At 56.8% G+C, this 14,505-nt stretch carries 16 protein-coding genes and 1 tRNA gene; 8 read left to right on the plus strand and 9 right to left on the minus strand.

What is annotated here, in order from left to right; all coding sequences use genetic code 11:
- The first annotated feature begins 36 nt into the window (after positions 1–36).
- Together edd and SIB92_RS10425 are read left to right on the plus strand one after the other, a co-directional pair.
- Positions 37–1,845 (plus strand): phosphogluconate dehydratase, encoded by a 1,809-nt coding sequence (gene edd, locus SIB92_RS10420; protein ID WP_412555716.1) that lies wholly within the window; start codon positions 37–39, stop codon positions 1,843–1,845.
- Positions 1,846–1,850: 5 nt separating this feature from the next.
- A complete protein-coding gene (locus SIB92_RS10425) occupies positions 1,851–2,498 on the plus strand; it encodes a bifunctional 4-hydroxy-2-oxoglutarate aldolase/2-dehydro-3-deoxy-phosphogluconate aldolase (protein WP_412555717.1) in 648 nt (215 codons plus the stop codon).
- A 1-nt stretch (position 2,499) separates the two neighbouring features.
- Here SIB92_RS10425 and SIB92_RS10430 read toward each other — a convergent pair whose 3' ends face one another.
- The 7 genes from SIB92_RS10430 to SIB92_RS10460 form a co-directional block, all read right to left on the minus strand.
- Entirely contained in the window at positions 2,500–3,888 is a 1,389-nt protein-coding gene (locus SIB92_RS10430) for an MATE family efflux transporter (protein ID WP_412555718.1), read from the minus strand.
- 137 nt (positions 3,889–4,025) lie between these two features.
- Positions 4,026–5,249, minus strand: coding sequence for an NADH:ubiquinone reductase (Na(+)-transporting) subunit F (gene nqrF, locus SIB92_RS10435; RefSeq protein ID WP_412555719.1), 1,224 nt, complete (start codon positions 5,247–5,249; stop codon positions 4,026–4,028).
- Between the two features lie 13 nt (positions 5,250–5,262).
- Positions 5,263–5,871: an NADH:ubiquinone reductase (Na(+)-transporting) subunit E gene (gene nqrE / locus SIB92_RS10440; protein ID WP_164645323.1), complete on the minus strand. Its 609-nt coding sequence runs from the start codon at positions 5,869–5,871 to the stop codon at positions 5,263–5,265.
- The gene (locus SIB92_RS10445) at positions 5,871–6,524 is read right to left on the minus strand and encodes an NADH:ubiquinone reductase (Na(+)-transporting) subunit D (protein WP_168591313.1); all 654 of its coding nucleotides are present in this window, start codon (positions 6,522–6,524) and stop codon (positions 5,871–5,873) included. Before SIB92_RS10445 ends, nqrE begins: the two co-directional genes overlap by 1 nt.
- Positions 6,524–7,333: a Na(+)-translocating NADH-quinone reductase subunit C gene (locus SIB92_RS10450; RefSeq protein WP_412555720.1), complete on the minus strand. Its 810-nt coding sequence runs from the start codon at positions 7,331–7,333 to the stop codon at positions 6,524–6,526. Before SIB92_RS10450 ends, SIB92_RS10445 begins: the two co-directional genes overlap by 1 nt.
- Positions 7,326–8,525, minus strand: a complete 1,200-nt coding sequence (locus SIB92_RS10455; RefSeq protein WP_412555721.1) for an NADH:ubiquinone reductase (Na(+)-transporting) subunit B — start codon at positions 8,523–8,525, stop codon at positions 7,326–7,328. Before SIB92_RS10455 ends, SIB92_RS10450 begins: the two co-directional genes overlap by 8 nt.
- 2 nt (positions 8,526–8,527) lie before the next feature.
- Positions 8,528–9,868: a Na(+)-translocating NADH-quinone reductase subunit A gene (locus SIB92_RS10460; RefSeq protein ID WP_412555825.1), complete on the minus strand. Its 1,341-nt coding sequence runs from the start codon at positions 9,866–9,868 to the stop codon at positions 8,528–8,530.
- Positions 9,869–10,096: 228 nt separating this feature from the next.
- Here SIB92_RS10460 and SIB92_RS10465 point away from each other — a divergent pair, with 228 nt between their 5' ends.
- Positions 10,097–11,122 carry an FAD:protein FMN transferase gene (locus SIB92_RS10465; protein WP_412555722.1) on the plus strand — a complete coding sequence of 342 codons (1,026 nt, stop codon included), beginning with the start codon at positions 10,097–10,099 and terminating at the stop codon, positions 11,120–11,122.
- Between the two features lie 22 nt (positions 11,123–11,144).
- The gene (gene nqrM, locus SIB92_RS10470) at positions 11,145–11,387 is read left to right on the plus strand and encodes a (Na+)-NQR maturation NqrM (RefSeq protein ID WP_412555723.1); all 243 of its coding nucleotides are present in this window, start codon (positions 11,145–11,147) and stop codon (positions 11,385–11,387) included.
- 48 nt (positions 11,388–11,435) lie between these two features.
- Here nqrM and SIB92_RS10475 read toward each other — a convergent pair whose 3' ends face one another.
- Positions 11,436–11,618 (minus strand): hypothetical protein, encoded by a 183-nt coding sequence (locus SIB92_RS10475; protein ID WP_412555724.1) that lies wholly within the window; start codon positions 11,616–11,618, stop codon positions 11,436–11,438.
- Between the two features lie 79 nt (positions 11,619–11,697).
- Here SIB92_RS10475 and SIB92_RS10480 point away from each other — a divergent pair, with 79 nt between their 5' ends.
- Positions 11,698–12,219: a CBS domain-containing protein gene (locus SIB92_RS10480; RefSeq protein WP_412555725.1), complete on the plus strand. Its 522-nt coding sequence runs from the start codon at positions 11,698–11,700 to the stop codon at positions 12,217–12,219.
- A gap of 67 nt (positions 12,220–12,286) precedes the next feature.
- Here the strand turns inward: SIB92_RS10480 and SIB92_RS10485 are convergent.
- Positions 12,287–12,373 (minus strand) — tRNA-Leu (locus SIB92_RS10485).
- A 93-nt stretch (positions 12,374–12,466) separates the two neighbouring features.
- Between SIB92_RS10485 and lipB the strand changes: the two genes are divergently transcribed.
- The 3 genes from lipB (at position 12,467) to SIB92_RS10500 (ending at position 14,451) form a co-directional block, all read left to right on the plus strand.
- Positions 12,467–13,225, plus strand: a complete 759-nt coding sequence (gene lipB, locus SIB92_RS10490; RefSeq protein WP_412555726.1) for a lipoyl(octanoyl) transferase LipB — start codon at positions 12,467–12,469, stop codon at positions 13,223–13,225.
- Positions 13,226–13,396: 171 nt separating this feature from the next.
- A complete protein-coding gene (locus tag SIB92_RS10495) occupies positions 13,397–13,867 on the plus strand; it encodes a hypothetical protein (RefSeq protein WP_412555727.1) in 471 nt (156 codons plus the stop codon).
- A 152-nt stretch (positions 13,868–14,019) separates the two neighbouring features.
- Complete coding sequence (locus tag SIB92_RS10500) at positions 14,020–14,451, plus strand: c-type cytochrome (RefSeq protein ID WP_412555728.1); 432 nt, start codon at positions 14,020–14,022, stop codon at positions 14,449–14,451.
- Positions 14,452–14,505 lie beyond the last annotated feature (54 nt).

Here is a 14,505-nt window from a genome sequence, read left to right on the forward strand (position 1 = left end):
CACCAACACACGCTCAAAATAGGAAGGATGGTTCCCATGCCACTCCACCCAACCGTCGAAAAAGTAACAGAGCGTATTATTGCGCGCTCCAAGCCGCACCGCGACGGCTACCTACAACGGATGGCGGATGCCGCCAGCCAGGGCCCTGCGCGAGCGCATTTGAGCTGCTCAGGACAAGCACACGCCTACGCCGGAGCCGGTCAGGACCAAGACGCGCTTGCAACCAAGAGCGCCGGCAACCTCGGCATCGTGACCGCCTACAACGACATGCTGTCGGCACACCAGCCGTTTGAACGCTACCCCGCCCTTCTGCGCGACGCGGCCCGCGCCGCAGGCGGCACGGCACAAGTGGCCGGCGGTGTTCCTGCTATGTGTGATGGCGTGACCCAAGGCGAAGCGGGCATGGAATTGTCGCTGTTCTCGCGGGATGTGATTGCCTTGGCTGCCGGCGTCGCGCTCAGCCACAACACCTTTGACGCTTCCGTCTATCTCGGCGTATGCGACAAAATCGTTCCAGGGCTGGTGATCGCTGCGCAAAGCTTTGGCCACCTGCCAGCGGTTTTCCTTCCGGCTGGGCCAATGGCCACCGGTATCTCCAATGATGAAAAAGCCAAGGTGCGCCAGCGCTTTGCCGCAGGGGAAGCGGATCGCGCCGAACTTATGGCGTCAGAAATGGCGGCGTACCATGGCCCGGGCACCTGTACCTTCTATGGCACGGCCAACACCAATCAGATGCTGATGGAGTTCATGGGCTTGCACCTGCCCGGGTCCAGCTTTGTGTCGCCCAACACCGATCTGCGTGACGCGCTGACCGAAGAAGGCGCCCGCCGTGCGCTCTCGCTTTCGGCGCTTGGCAACAACTACACGCCAACCTGCGATATTCTCGATGAGAAAGCCTTTGTGAACGGCATCATCGGTCTCAATGCAACCGGTGGCTCGACCAACCTGCTGATCCACTTGATAGCCATGGCGCGCGCGGGCGGCATCGTCCTGACATGGGAAGACTTCGCTGAACTTTCTGACGTGTCACCGCTTCTGGCCCGCGTCTATCCAAACGGCCTGGCGGATGTAAACCACTTCCACGCCGCGGGCGGACTCGGTTATATGATTGGCGAGTTGCTGTCTGCCGACCTGCTGCACCCCGACACAAAGACTGTCGCAGGCGAAGGTCTGGACAACTACACGCAAGAGCCAAAGCTGATCGACGGCGCGCTTGTCTGGCAGCCGGGCACCACAACCTCGCTCAACGATAAAATTGTGCGCCCCGCCACAGATCCCTTCCAGCCCACAGGTGGCCTCGCCCGCTTGTCCGGCAACATCGGCACCTCTGTCATGAAAATCTCTGCCGTGGCACCAGAGCACCGTCTGGTAGAAGCCCCAGCGCGGGTGTTCCACGATCAGGATGAGGTGAAAGCCGCCTTCCAAGCGGGTGAATTGACGGAAGACGTGGTGATTGTGGTTCGCTTCCAAGGCCCCAAGGCCAACGGTATGCCAGAGCTGCACAGCCTGACGCCGCTGATGTCCATCATGCAGGGCAAAGGCTTGCAAGTGGCATTTGTGACCGACGGACGCATGTCCGGCGCATCCGGCAAAATCCCGGCCGCGATCCACGTCTCCCCTGAAGCATTGGATGGTGGCCCGATCGCCAAATTGCGTGATGGTGACATGGTCCGCGTCGACGCAGAAGCAGGCACGCTCGAAGTTCTGGTCGACGATTTTGACAGCCGCGACCTGGCCACTGCTGACCTAAGTTCGTATCAACACGGCACTGGCCGCGACCTGTTTGCCGCTTTCCGCAATGCGGTTGGCCCCGCCACCACCGGCGCCTCCATTTTTGAAGGGTAATTTCGATGTCCATCACTCCCCAAACCGCGAGCGAAAAAGCTCGTGAGATCTGTAACGCGGCCCCAATTGTACCGGTGCTTGTCGTTGAGGACGTGACCCACGCCAAACCACTGGCTGAGGCCTTGGTGGCCGGTGGCCTGCCCGCTCTTGAAGTCACCCTGCGCACCCCTGCCGCATTGGATGTAGTCCGCGCCATGGCAGAGGTCCCAGGTGGCATAGTTGGAGCCGGTACTCTGCTGACACCGGCAGATGTGAAAGCCGCAAAAGATGCAGGCGCAACTTTCGGCGTCTCGCCCGGCGCCACAGACACGTTGCTAGAAGCCTGCGAAGCGGAAGGCCTCCCACTTTTGCCTGGCGCGGCGTCCGCCTCAGAAGCCATGGCACTGTTGGAGCGCGGCTACAACATGCTGAAGTTCTTCCCCGCAGAGGCCGCTGGTGGGGCCAAATTCCTTGGCTCATTGGCAAGTCCGCTGCCACAAATCAGCTTCTGCCCAACCGGCGGCGTGAACCCACAAAACGCAGCCGACTATCTGTCGCTTCCCAATGTGGTTTGCGCAGGCGGCAGCTGGGTTGCCCCCTCAAAACTGGTCAAGGAAGGGGCGTGGGACCAAATCGAAGCGCTGGCGAGCGAAGCAGCCAAGCTCCCGCGCTAACCTACCAATTGCGACGCCCGCTGATGTGATGCAGCGTGCTTTCCTCAGCAAACGGATCAACCGGTTCAGGACGACTGAGCCGGTTGATTGTTTTTGCAGCCATGAGAATACCCACTGCAGCAAACAACGCGCCCCCGATGGCTTGCCCCATCAACGCACCAGACGCGCCCCAATAGAGACCGCCTACAATCACAAATGGATACGTGCCTAGCGTATGGCGGCCCCAGTTCACGTAAGTGGAGTAGATCGGGTAGCCGAGATTGTTGAAACAAGCGTTGCAGACAAAAATCACGCCGTTGAAGAATTGAAGCAGCGCCAGAGGACCGCAGAACAGGTAGATCAAGGCCCGCATTTCACCCTCCGCCTCAAACAGATCGGCAATGAGACCCCGTGCAAGAAACAGGATCAATGCCGCCAAAAGCGTATAAGCCAACAAAAACTGAAGCCCCGCTTTCAGCGTGCCCCGTACCCGATCAAACTGCGACGCTCCAAAATTCTGCCCCACGATTGGGCCAATTGCCCCTGAAAGCGCAAATACCACCGCAAACGCCACCGGCATCAACCGGCCGATAACCGCCATTGCCGCCACCGCGTCAGTCCCATAGCGCGCCATTTCGCGGGTCACGATTGCGGTGCCAACTGGCGACGCCACATTGGTCAGGATCGCCGGGCCAGCAATCGCACTGATCGCTTTGGCATCGCGTTTTAGAATTCCAACTGAAGGAACGGCAAAACCTTGGTGAATGCGCACTACACAAAGAAACGCGTAGGCACACATTACCAAGCGAGCAATGACAGAGGCATAGGCCGCCCCATCCAATCCCAACCCAAAACCAAAGATTAGCAGCGGGTCCAACGCCGCATTCACGGCCCCGCCAAACACCGTGCCCATCATCGAGCGCCGAGCATCACCATAGGCTCTGAGAACGGCCATGCTCACCATTGCCAATGACATCACCGGCATGGTGGGCATCACGATCCCAACATACCGTTTTGCCAAGGCCAGGGTGTCACCTTCAGCCCCCAACCAGCTCAGGATTGGGTCCAGGTACAGAAAGACAATTGCCGGTATCACAAGGCCTGTCAGAGTGCCGAGAAGGGCCACGGAGGTGGCATACTCTCTGGCGGTGCTCGTTTGGTCTGCGCCAATGGAACGCGCAACCAATGACCCCGCAGAAATCGACAGACCGATGTTAATCGCGTTGGTGAAAAACAGCAGAGTACCGGCGTAGCCCACCGCCGCTGCCAACGCTTTGTTGCCCAACATCGAGATGAAAATCATATCGACAAAGTCGACCGCAAAGATGGCCATCAAGCCAACTGAGGAGGTCAACGACATGACCGCCACATGACGCATCAGCGCCCCTTGCAAAAACACCGCTTTGGCCATTGTGTCCCCTGTTCGCTCTTTGGGTTTGCACAGACGGGCACCCTGCCACCGCCCACACTTAAGGCCAACCCGCTATTACACGTCACCAAAAGAAAACGCCGCTCCGAAGAGCGGCGTTTACTTGAGGCGCTTTGAGTTTACCCGCCAAAGTCATCCAGCATGATGTCTTCGCGATCCACACCGAGATCAAGCAACATGTTGATCACGGATTGGTTCATAATGGGCGGGCCACACATGTAGAATTCACAGTCTTCAGGTGCCGGGTGGTTCTTGAGGTATTCTTCAAACAGAACGTTGTGGATGAAGCCGGTGTAGCCTTTCCAATCGTCCTCCGGCAGAGCGTCAGAGAGCGCCACGTGCCATTCGAAGTTGTCAAACTCCTTGGCCAAACCGTCGAAGTCCTCAACAAAGAACATCTCCCGCTTGGAGCGCGCGCCGTACCAGAAGGTGATCTTCCGGTCGCGGTTCTCGAGACGCTTGAGCTGGTCAAAAATGTGAGACCGCATCGGCGCCATTCCGGCACCACCACCAATGAAGACCATCTCTTTTTTGGTGTCGCGCGCGAAGAACTCGCCAAATGGACCAGAGATCGTGACCTTGTCACCAGGCTTCAGGTTGAAAATGTACGAGGACATCTGACCGGGGGGAATACCTTGGCTGCCCGGAGGTGGCGAGGCCACACGTACGTTCAGCATGATCAGGCCTTTTTCATCCGGATAGTTTGCCATCGAATACGCACGTTCAATTGGCTCGCTTACCGTGGACTCATACTGCCACAGGTTAAACTTGTCCCAATCTTCATGGTACTCTTCCTCGATAGCAAAATCCTTGTAGGACAGCTTGTGCGCAGGCGCCTCGATCTGGATGTAACCACCAGCGCGGAAGTTCACATCCTCCCCTTCGGGCAACTCCAGAACCAGGTTCTTAATGAAGGTTGCGACGTTTTCGTTGGAACGTACGGTACACTCCCACTTTTTCACGCCGAAGACCTCTTCTGGCACCTCGATGTCCATGTCCTGCTTCACAGCCACCTGACAAGACAGGCGGTCACCACAAGCGGCTTCACGCTTGGTGATGTGGCTTTCCTCGGTTGGCAGGATAGACCCACCGCCGGAATGCACCCGTACTTTACACTGTGCACAGGTACCGCCGCCGCCACAGGCAGACGGAACAAACAGCTTCTGTTCCGCCAAGGTCTGCAACAGCTTACCACCAGCCGGGACGGAGATGGTCTTTTCACCGTTGATGGTGATTTCCACGTTACCAGTGCTTACGAGGCGAGAGCGCGCCACCAGAATGATGGTCACCAGCGCCAGAACGATCAGGGTGAAGAGAACAACACCTAGAGTAAATGTTTCCATTGCGCCTACCCCCTTAGAGTTTCACGCCGGAGAAGGACATGAAGGCCAAAGCCATCAGACCTGCGGTGATAAAGGTGATGCCTAGGCCCTGAAGACCATCGGGAATGTCGGAGTACTTCAGCTTCTCGCGCACACCAGCCATGGCAGTGATTGCCAGCGCCCAACCAAAGCCTGAGCTCAGGCCATAGGTCACGCTTTCCGCGATGTTGTAGTCGCGCTCCACCATGAACAAAGAGCCACCCAGGATGGCGCAGTTCACGGTGATCAGCGGCAAAAACACACCCAGCGCGTTGTAGAGCGGCGGGAAGAACTTATCGAGGACCATCTCGAGGATCTGAACCATCGCCGCGATCACGCCAATGTAGCAAATCAGGCCAAGGAAGGTCAGGTCCACATTCGGGAAGCCAGCCCATGCCAGTGCACCAGGCGCCAACAGGTAGGTGAGAAGCAGGTTGTTTGTGGGAACCGTAATGGCCTGTACCAGCATCACGGAGATGCCCAGACCAAGCGCGGTCGAAATCTTCTTCGATACGGCGATGAAAGTACACATGCCGAGGAAGAAGGAGAGCGCGAGGTTCTCAACAAAGACGGCTTTTACGGCCAGAGAGAGAAGCCCTTCCATTAGTGGCCCTCCACAACTTGAATTTTGTATTCACGTTCTTCCACCTGCTCTGGTTTCCAGGCACGTACCGCCCAGATCAGCAAACCGATGATAAAGAACGCCGAAGGTGGCAGCAGCAGCATACCGTTTGGCACATACCAACCACCGTTGTTCACGGTTGGCAGGATGGTGACGCCAAACAGGCTACCGGCGCCAAAAAGCTCACGAATGAAGCCAACAACCAGCAGCAGCGCACCATAGCCAAGGCCGTTGCCCACGCCGTCGATGAAGCTGTCAATTGGCGGGTTCTTCATGGCAAAGGCTTCCGCGCGCCCCATCACGATACAGTTGGTGATGATCAGACCGACAAACACCGACAGCGTCTTGGACACGTCATAGGCGTAAGCTTTCAGAACCTGATCCACGATGATCACCAGCGAAGCGATGATCACCATCTGCACGATGATCCGGATCGAACCAGGGATCTGATTGCGAAGTACCGAAATGAACATCGAACTGAAACCGGTCACCGCAGTTACGGCCAAGGCCATCACAAACGCCACCTGCAGCGAAGATGTCACCGCGAGGGCGGAACAAATGCCCAACACCTGAAGCGTGATCGGGTTGTTGTCGACCAACGGGTCGATCAGAAGGTCTCTCTTGGTCTGGGCCATCAGATCTCTCCTGCTTTGAGGTTTTCAAGGAACGGTGCAAAGCCGGCTTCGCCCATCCAGAAACGAACGAGGTTGTCGACCCCAACCGAGGTCAGCGTTGCACCGGCCAGAGCATCAACGTGGTGATCGGCACCGGCTGGCGGCGCGGCCTTCGCCACAGTGATTTGCAGTGTGCCGTCATCATCGGCCAACCGCTTGCCACTCCACAGGGCTTTCCAACGCGGGTTGTCGATTTCCGCGCCCAGACCAGGGGTTTCGCCGTGGTCGTAGAACTGCAGACCGAAGATGTCGTTGCCGTTCTCTTCCAGCGCGATGAAGCCGTACAACGTCGACCACAGTCCATAGCCGTGGATCGGCAGGATTACCTTATCAAGCGAACCATCGTCGTTACGCAGCAGATAGACCGTCACAAACTTCGCCTGACGGCCTATGCCAGCAGGATCGTCAGTGAGACGCGCAGACAGCTCCGGATCAGCCGCCGCCGCGCGATCATCAAAGGTCGCGGCGTCAAACTGATCGGTGAATGTGCCCGTTGCTAGTTCAAGCACCTGCGGCTCAAACACCGAGAAGCCTTCGATCACATCCATGCCATCTTCGTACAAGCCAGCGACCTGCAAAACGTTGGCTTGCTTGTCTTTCAGCTTGTTCTGCTCCTGCATAGGACGCAGAGCAACGGACACAGCGGACACAATCATCGAAGCCACAAGGCACAGGCTTACGGCGATGAAGACCGTCTTGCCGACGCTGTCCGGCGGCGCGGCCAGAAAGCGGGCAATGGGCCCTTTGTTTTGGTTGGAAGCGTCAGACATTGCGACGGGCCCTCCGTTTGATGTTTGCTTGAACGACGAAGTAGTCGATCAGCGGCGCAAAGACGTTACCAAAGAGGATTGCGAGCATCATGCCTTCCGGGAAGGCCGGGTTGATGACGCGGATCATGACAACCATGAAGCCGATCAGCGCCCCGTAGATGTAACGCCCCATATTGGTGTGGGATGCAGACACCGGCTCGGTGACCATGAACACTAGACCAAAGGCAAAGCCGCCAACAACGAAGTGCCAGTACCAAGGCATCGCAAACATCGGGTTGGTGTCAGAGCCAATCAGGTTCAGCAAAAGCGAGAAGCCGATCATGCCGCCCATACAGCCGACAACCAGACGCCAATTGGCGATCTTGGTGATCAGCAGGAAAGCCAGACCGAGCAAACAGGCCAGTGCCGAGACTTCGCCGATGGAACCTTGAACCGTACCGACAAAGGCATCCATCCAGGTCATGCCGTAGTTTGGCAGTTCCTGATACCCCTGAGAGGCGCCCACGGACAGTGCAGTTGCACCGGAGAACCCGTCAACCGGGGTCCAAATTGTGTCACCGGACATATCGGCCGGATAGGCAAAATACAGGAACGCACGGCCTGTCAGGGCCGGGTTCAGGAAGTTTTTGCCTGTGCCGCCAAAGACTTCTTTGCCGATCACCACACCAAAGCTGATGCCCAGCGCGACTTGCCATAAAGGAGCGGCTGGCGGCATGATCAGTGCGAACAACATAGAGGTCACAAGGAAGCCTTCGTTGACTTCGTGACCACGTACAGTTGCGAAAATCACCTCCCAGATACCACCTACAACAAGCGTCGTGATGTAGATCGGCAGGAAATAAAGCAGACCGTGTGCAAAGTTGGCCAGCGGGTTGGAGGCATCAAAGCCAATGCCCAGCGCAGAGATGATCGCCGCGCGCCAACCACTTGGATCAATTGTTGCGTAGGCCGAGTTGACCTGAAGACCAACGTTATAGAGCCCCATGATGATACAGGGGATCGTCGCGATCACCACGTAGGTCATGATCCGCTTCATATCGACATAAGAACGCGCATGAGGCGCGGCCTTGGTCACGGTCTTCGGCGTATAGATGAAGCTCTCGACCATCTCGTAGATCGGGAACAGTTTTTCGTATTTGCCACCTTTAACAAAGTGCGGCTCAATACGATCAAAGAAGTTGCGCAACCCCATGGTTAGCCCTCCCTCTCAATCTTGGTCAGGCTATCGCGGAGTGCTTCGCCGTATTCGTATTTAGCAGGACAGGCAAAGCCCACGAGACCGAGGTCTTCCTCGTCCAGCTCCAGCGCGCCGAGCTTTTGCGCTTCGTCGGTGTCCATCACCAACAGAGCACGCAGCAGTTGCGTTGGCAGAAAGTCCTGCGGCATCAGCTCTTCAAAGGTGCCCAGAGGCACCATCGCACGGCGGCCACCGTTCAGGTTGGAGCTCAGCGGGTAAAGCTTCTTGGAAAAAGCAGACCCGAGTACCGGCAGGAAGCTGTACTTCGACGGCATGGGGCGGATCCAGCCCATCGGGATCTGTTTGTGATCCTCTTCCATAACGGTGACCTGACGGGCATAGCGTCCAAGGAACGTCACAACGTCCTCCCCTGCCTGACCGCTCAGCACAGACCCGGACACCAAGCGCACCGGAAGGTCAGAGGAAATTTCGCCTGCGGTGAGTTCTTTCAAGGAAGCACCGTCGATAGTGCGTACCAGACGTGGCTTGTCACAAAGCGGACCGCTAAGAGCGATCACACGGCTAGCGTCAATCTTGCCAGTTTCCAACAAGCGGCCGATCGCAATCACGTCATGGTAGCCAATGGTCCAAACGGTTTTGGACGCGGATGGCGGTTCAAGGAAGTGCATGTGTGTGCCCGCAAGTCCTGCAGGGTGTGGACCCGAGAACGTCGCAACGGTCACGCCGTCTGCGCTTGGCACACTTGCCCCTTGCGCATGGCACAGGTACGTCGCGCCATCGGTCAGTTTAGCGATGGCGGCAAGCCCTGTGGCAAACGCATCACCCGCATCCGCGACAACCGCCGCCGGATCGCCTGCCAATGGCTCGGTGTCCATGGCGTTGACATAGATCGCCACTGGAGATTCGTCAGGCGTGGGCACTTTGGAATACGGCCGCGTGCGGAAAGAGGTCCACAAACCGGCGGCACAAAGGCGCTCAACCAGCCCGTCTCGGGTAGCTACATCGCCAACCGACGAGAAGTCTTTTGGCTCCGCGGCCGCAGCATCCACTTCAATTTCCACACTGAGCAGCACGCGCCGTGCGCCACGGTTGATCGCTTTGACACGTCCAGACACAGGAGAGACGATTTTCACGTCCATCGTGTCTTTATGTGCCAGAAGTGGATCCCCTGCGGCCACAACATCTCCTTCTGCTACGGAGATACGCGGCTTCAGTCCTATATAGTCGCCTCCCAACACGGCCACGGTTTTCACCGGGGCAGCGTCGTGTATCTCTCCCGAAGCCGGCGCGCCGGTGATCGGAAGATTCAGGCCTTTTTTGAGCGCAAAATGCTGCACGTCAATCACATCCCGTCGTTTCTGGTTCGTCTTCGATTTTTCTGATCTGTCGCGCATGCCTATACGCGTTACACGCGCGCGCAACCAGCCCTTAAACTGCCACTTTTCTATTGTTTCTCCCCTTTGAGAGCAATAAAGATCGTCAGCAACAGCGCGGAAGCCCCGCAGCCTTGTTGAACAGGGCCGCGGCCTAAATTTGTTTCTGCAACTCATTGAGAATTTCTGAAAATGACCGCCCTTTCGCGACGCAGTTTTATCTTCATGACGCTGGCGCTTGCGGCTTGCAAACGTGGCGCCGCGGATTTTCTGTTAAGCGGGCAAACGATGGGCACCACATACACCGTTGTCGCAGTTGAACCACACGGCGGCCTCGATAAGGATGACCTGAAGGCCGCTATCGACGCAGCCTTGCAGGATATCGACCAGAAGATGTCGAACTGGAACCCGGCTTCCGAAATTTCGCAGATCAATGCGCTAAAGGCCAACACGTCGTTTCCGATGAGCCCTGACATGCTCGCACTCATGCAGGCAGCTCAAACGGTGCACGAGGCCAGCGACAAGCAGTTTGACCTCACCCTTGGCCCCTTGATTGATCTCTGGGGGTTTGGAGCGCAAAAGCCAACCGGCCGTATCCCCGACGACTCCGCTGTCGCGACCGCGATGCAATCCGTTGGCCAATCTGACACGCTCTCACTAGACGGCAACACGCTTTCAAAATCCGACGACGGCACCCAAATGTACCTCTCCGCCATCGGCAAAGGGTTTGGCGTGGATCGCCTGGGAGACACCGTCAGAAGTTTTGGCGTCACCGACTTCATGGTCGAGATCGGCGGCGACATCATTACATCCGGTAAAAATGCCGAAGGAATGCCGTGGCAAATCGCCATTGAAACGCCGGATGCACGCCAGCGCAGCTTTCTTAAGGTTCTGGGGGTGTCCGACCTGGGTATGGCCACCTCCGGCGATTACCGAAACTACTTCGAACAAGACGGCACCCGCTACAGCCACATCCTGAACGCGACGACAGGCCGCCCCGTGACCCACGCCACAGCCTCGGTCACTGTTTTGACCCAAAACGCCATGCTCGCAGACGCATGGGCCACCGCCCTTCTGGTGGTCGGGCGCGAGCGCGGCATGGAAATTGCAGAGCGGCAAAATCTCGCGGCCTTGTTTATCGACCGTGAGATCACATCTGGTAAGATGCGCTTCGAAACCTACGCCACCGATCAATTCGCCAGCATTCAACCCAGCTAACCTCTTCAAAGGACCCCAAGCGATGGAAACCTTTATGTTCACTTTTGTACTGTTGCTTCTGGTGACGCTTGGAATGGCCGTTGGGGTGATGTTTCGCGGGCGCACCATCAAAGGCTCCTGCGGCGGGTTGAACGCGATCAGCGGCGCAGACAAATGCGTGGTGTGCAGCAAGGATATTGATCCGGACAGCCCATTGCGCGAGCGACTGCAATGCCCACGAGCCAAAAAGATGTTGGAACAGATGCAGGAAGAAGACCACGTCTAACCTCCGACACCACAAAGTGATCTGAAGGCGTCTCTTTGAGGCGCCTTTTTAGTTTGTGGTGATCGGCAACAACCCAACCGCCAACAAACACACCGCAGCTGTGACACCAAACACCCAAAGCTGCCACCGCGGCCCCTCTTCCTTCCACACACGACGATAACGATGACCTGCAAGACAGGCCAAAACAAACAGCACAGTGGCAAGCCACGGCGAAAGCACAACGTCAGGCAAAAGAAAATTCCCCAAAAGCAGATTCAGCAGTTAGGCTGGACACATAAAGACAGAGAATTTTCTACGCAAGGAGCCCTAAATGCCCAGTTCCTATCAAGCCCCAAACCGCAAATCGGAGGGGAAGACCAAAACCATGAGCCAATCCACGGACACAAATACATCATCTGATGTGGCCACCGTGCAAAAGGTGCTGGATCAGAAAGGCGGAAGCGTGTTTTCGATTCGCCCGCAAGACACGCTTGGCGACGCCGTGAAAGTGTTGAAGGAACGCGGCATTGGCGCCCTACTGGTGACCGACGCCAACGGCGCGTTGCAAGGTATCCTGTCCGAGCGTGACATCGTTCGCAAACTGGCGGAAACGCCTGGTCAAACCCTGCCACAGCAGGTCTCGGACGTGATGACCACCAAAGTGCAGACATGCACACCGGACGAGCCAATGGTGTCCGTTCTGCGCCGCATGACAGAGGGGCGCTTCCGTCACATGCCGATAGCGGACGAATCCGGCTTAATCGGTATGGTCACGATTGGAGATTTGGTGAACTACCGCCTCACGGAACTGGAACATGAAGCTTTGCAGCTCAAACAACTGATTGTTGGCTAACGCGACATCCCAAAACAAACAAAGGGCCGAGGTTTCGGCCCTTGAAAATCAAATCTTTTGAGAGATTTGGTGCGGTCGAGAAGACTCGAACTTCCACTCCGGTTAAGGAACAGCGACCTCAACGCTGCGCGTCTACCAATTCCGCCACGACCGCACTTGCCCTGGTGGGTGTGGGGCTAATACCGCCGCTGATTGGGGATGTGAAGCGAAAAGTGACGGCGGGCAGGATTTTTTCATCACCGCTGCGTTGTCGACAAAATTTAGCGCAAAACAAAGCAAAGCCCAGCAGAAAGATTGCACCCGCCGCAGGAGACGCTTAGGTCACGAAAGACACACAAGCGAGACGAGGCGCAAAATGGTGGAATGGATTCAATCCGACACGCTGATCAACTATGACGAGGCGCTCTCGTTCATGGAGGCGCGGGCAGAGGCCATTTCCAAAGGTGAGGCCGAAGAGTGCATTTGGTTTTTGGAGCACCCTCCCCTTTACACCGCAGGCACCTCGGCCAAACCGGAAGACCTGACAGACCCGGACCGGTTTCCGGTCTTTGAAGCGAAACGCGGCGGGCAATACACCTATCACGGACCGGGACAGCGGGTTGTCTATGTGATGCTGGACCTCAACAAACGCGGCAAAGACATTCGCGCTTTTGTCAAAAACCTCGAAACCTGGGTGATTGCCACTTTGGCTGAATTCAGTTTGAAAGGGGAAATTCGCGACGGCCGCGTGGGCGTCTGGATTGCCCGCGACGACAAACCGCTGCAAGCCAACGGCAACAAAGCCGAAGACAAAATTGCTGCGATTGGAATTCGCCTGAAGAAATGGGTGAGCTTTCACGGCATTTCGATCAACGTCGAGCCAGACCTCACCCATTTTGATGGCATCGTGCCATGCGGCATCACCGAGCACGGTGTCACCTCCCTTGTTGATCTCGGATTACCGGTCACGATGGACAATGTGGATGTGGCGCTCAAACGGCAGTTTGAAGCCGTCTTTGGCGGCTAATCAGACCACCAGTTCGCGCCTGAAAGCCGCAAAAGGCGACCTCACACAAACGGATTGTTAACCATCTCGGCTCTACTGTCGCGTTAAGGAATGCCGTCTGTGAAGCTGCCAACTTAGCGTGATCCTCACGCGACACAGGGCGTTCTTGGGGACAAGAAGGTGACACGCCTGATGCTGCTTCGAATTGTATTTACCTCCGCTTTTGTTGCGACTGCGTCTTTTTCCGGCGCCGCGATGGCCGAAGAAACGGCCACCAAAATGGACACATCTCTGCTTCAAGGTCTGGGCAACTTCGACACCGGTCTCGCGGGCACCTTGGCGCTGCCCGATTCAGAAGGCTCCTCTAGCCGCCTCGGCCTCTCTGGGTTGAGCCACACGGATAAGAGCTCAAAAAACACCCCCAGACGCTCTGTCAAAGACAGTATCCGTATTCAATTGGAAGACACCGCCATCTATGGCATTTTCTCCGGCGGCAATCGGCCCGGTGCGACAGATGGTGCCGTTGGCCTGGGTTTGGAGCGCCCGCTCGACCGGGGCCTTGCGCTGAACCTGGAACTGTTTCAGCCAACCAGCCGCGCAAAACGCTCCGGCTCTGACAGGGACAACACCAAAGCGGCGCTGAAACTTCTTTTCCGGTTCTGAGCCCCCCTTGCTCCAGCCGCGCCCGATCGTCGCGGATGCCGTCCAATGGTCCTATTTCCACGTAATTTGATTTGCACATCGCAATCCTTTGTCTGAAACTCCGGGCGAGGAAATACGCGTCAATTTTTTGAACATCTAACGAGGAATCTCTCATGAAGTTTGTTGTTGCAGCAGCCACGGCGGCCCTACTCGTCGCTTCGCCCGCCACTGCAGAAGGCGACGTTGAGGCCGGTGAAAAGGGCTTCAAAAAATGCAAGGCTTGCCACTCTGTTGTGAACCCAGAGGGCAACGTTTTGTACAAAGGTGGCAAAACTGGCCCGAACCTGTACGGCATCGTGGGGCGCGGTGTGGCCGCAGAAGACTTTAAATACGGCGCAGGTCTGCTGGAAGCCAAAGAGGCTGGCGCGGTTTGGACCGAAGAAATGTTGGTGGCCTATGTAACGGATCCCAAAGCCTGGCTGAAAGACAACGGTTACGCCACGAAGTCCAAAATGTCCTTCAAACTGAAGAAGGGCGGCGAAGACGTGTTCGCATATCTCGCATCTCTGTCTCCAGCGATGGAAGCGGAAGAGAAGTCCGAGTAAGACTTTCACCACGGACGAAAAAGAGCCCCATGCAGCACAAACTGCATGGGGCTT

The sequence above is a fragment of the Shimia sp. MIT1388 genome (genome assembly GCF_047124445.1).
In the GTDB taxonomy this organism is placed as follows: domain Bacteria; phylum Pseudomonadota; class Alphaproteobacteria; order Rhodobacterales; family Rhodobacteraceae; genus Shimia.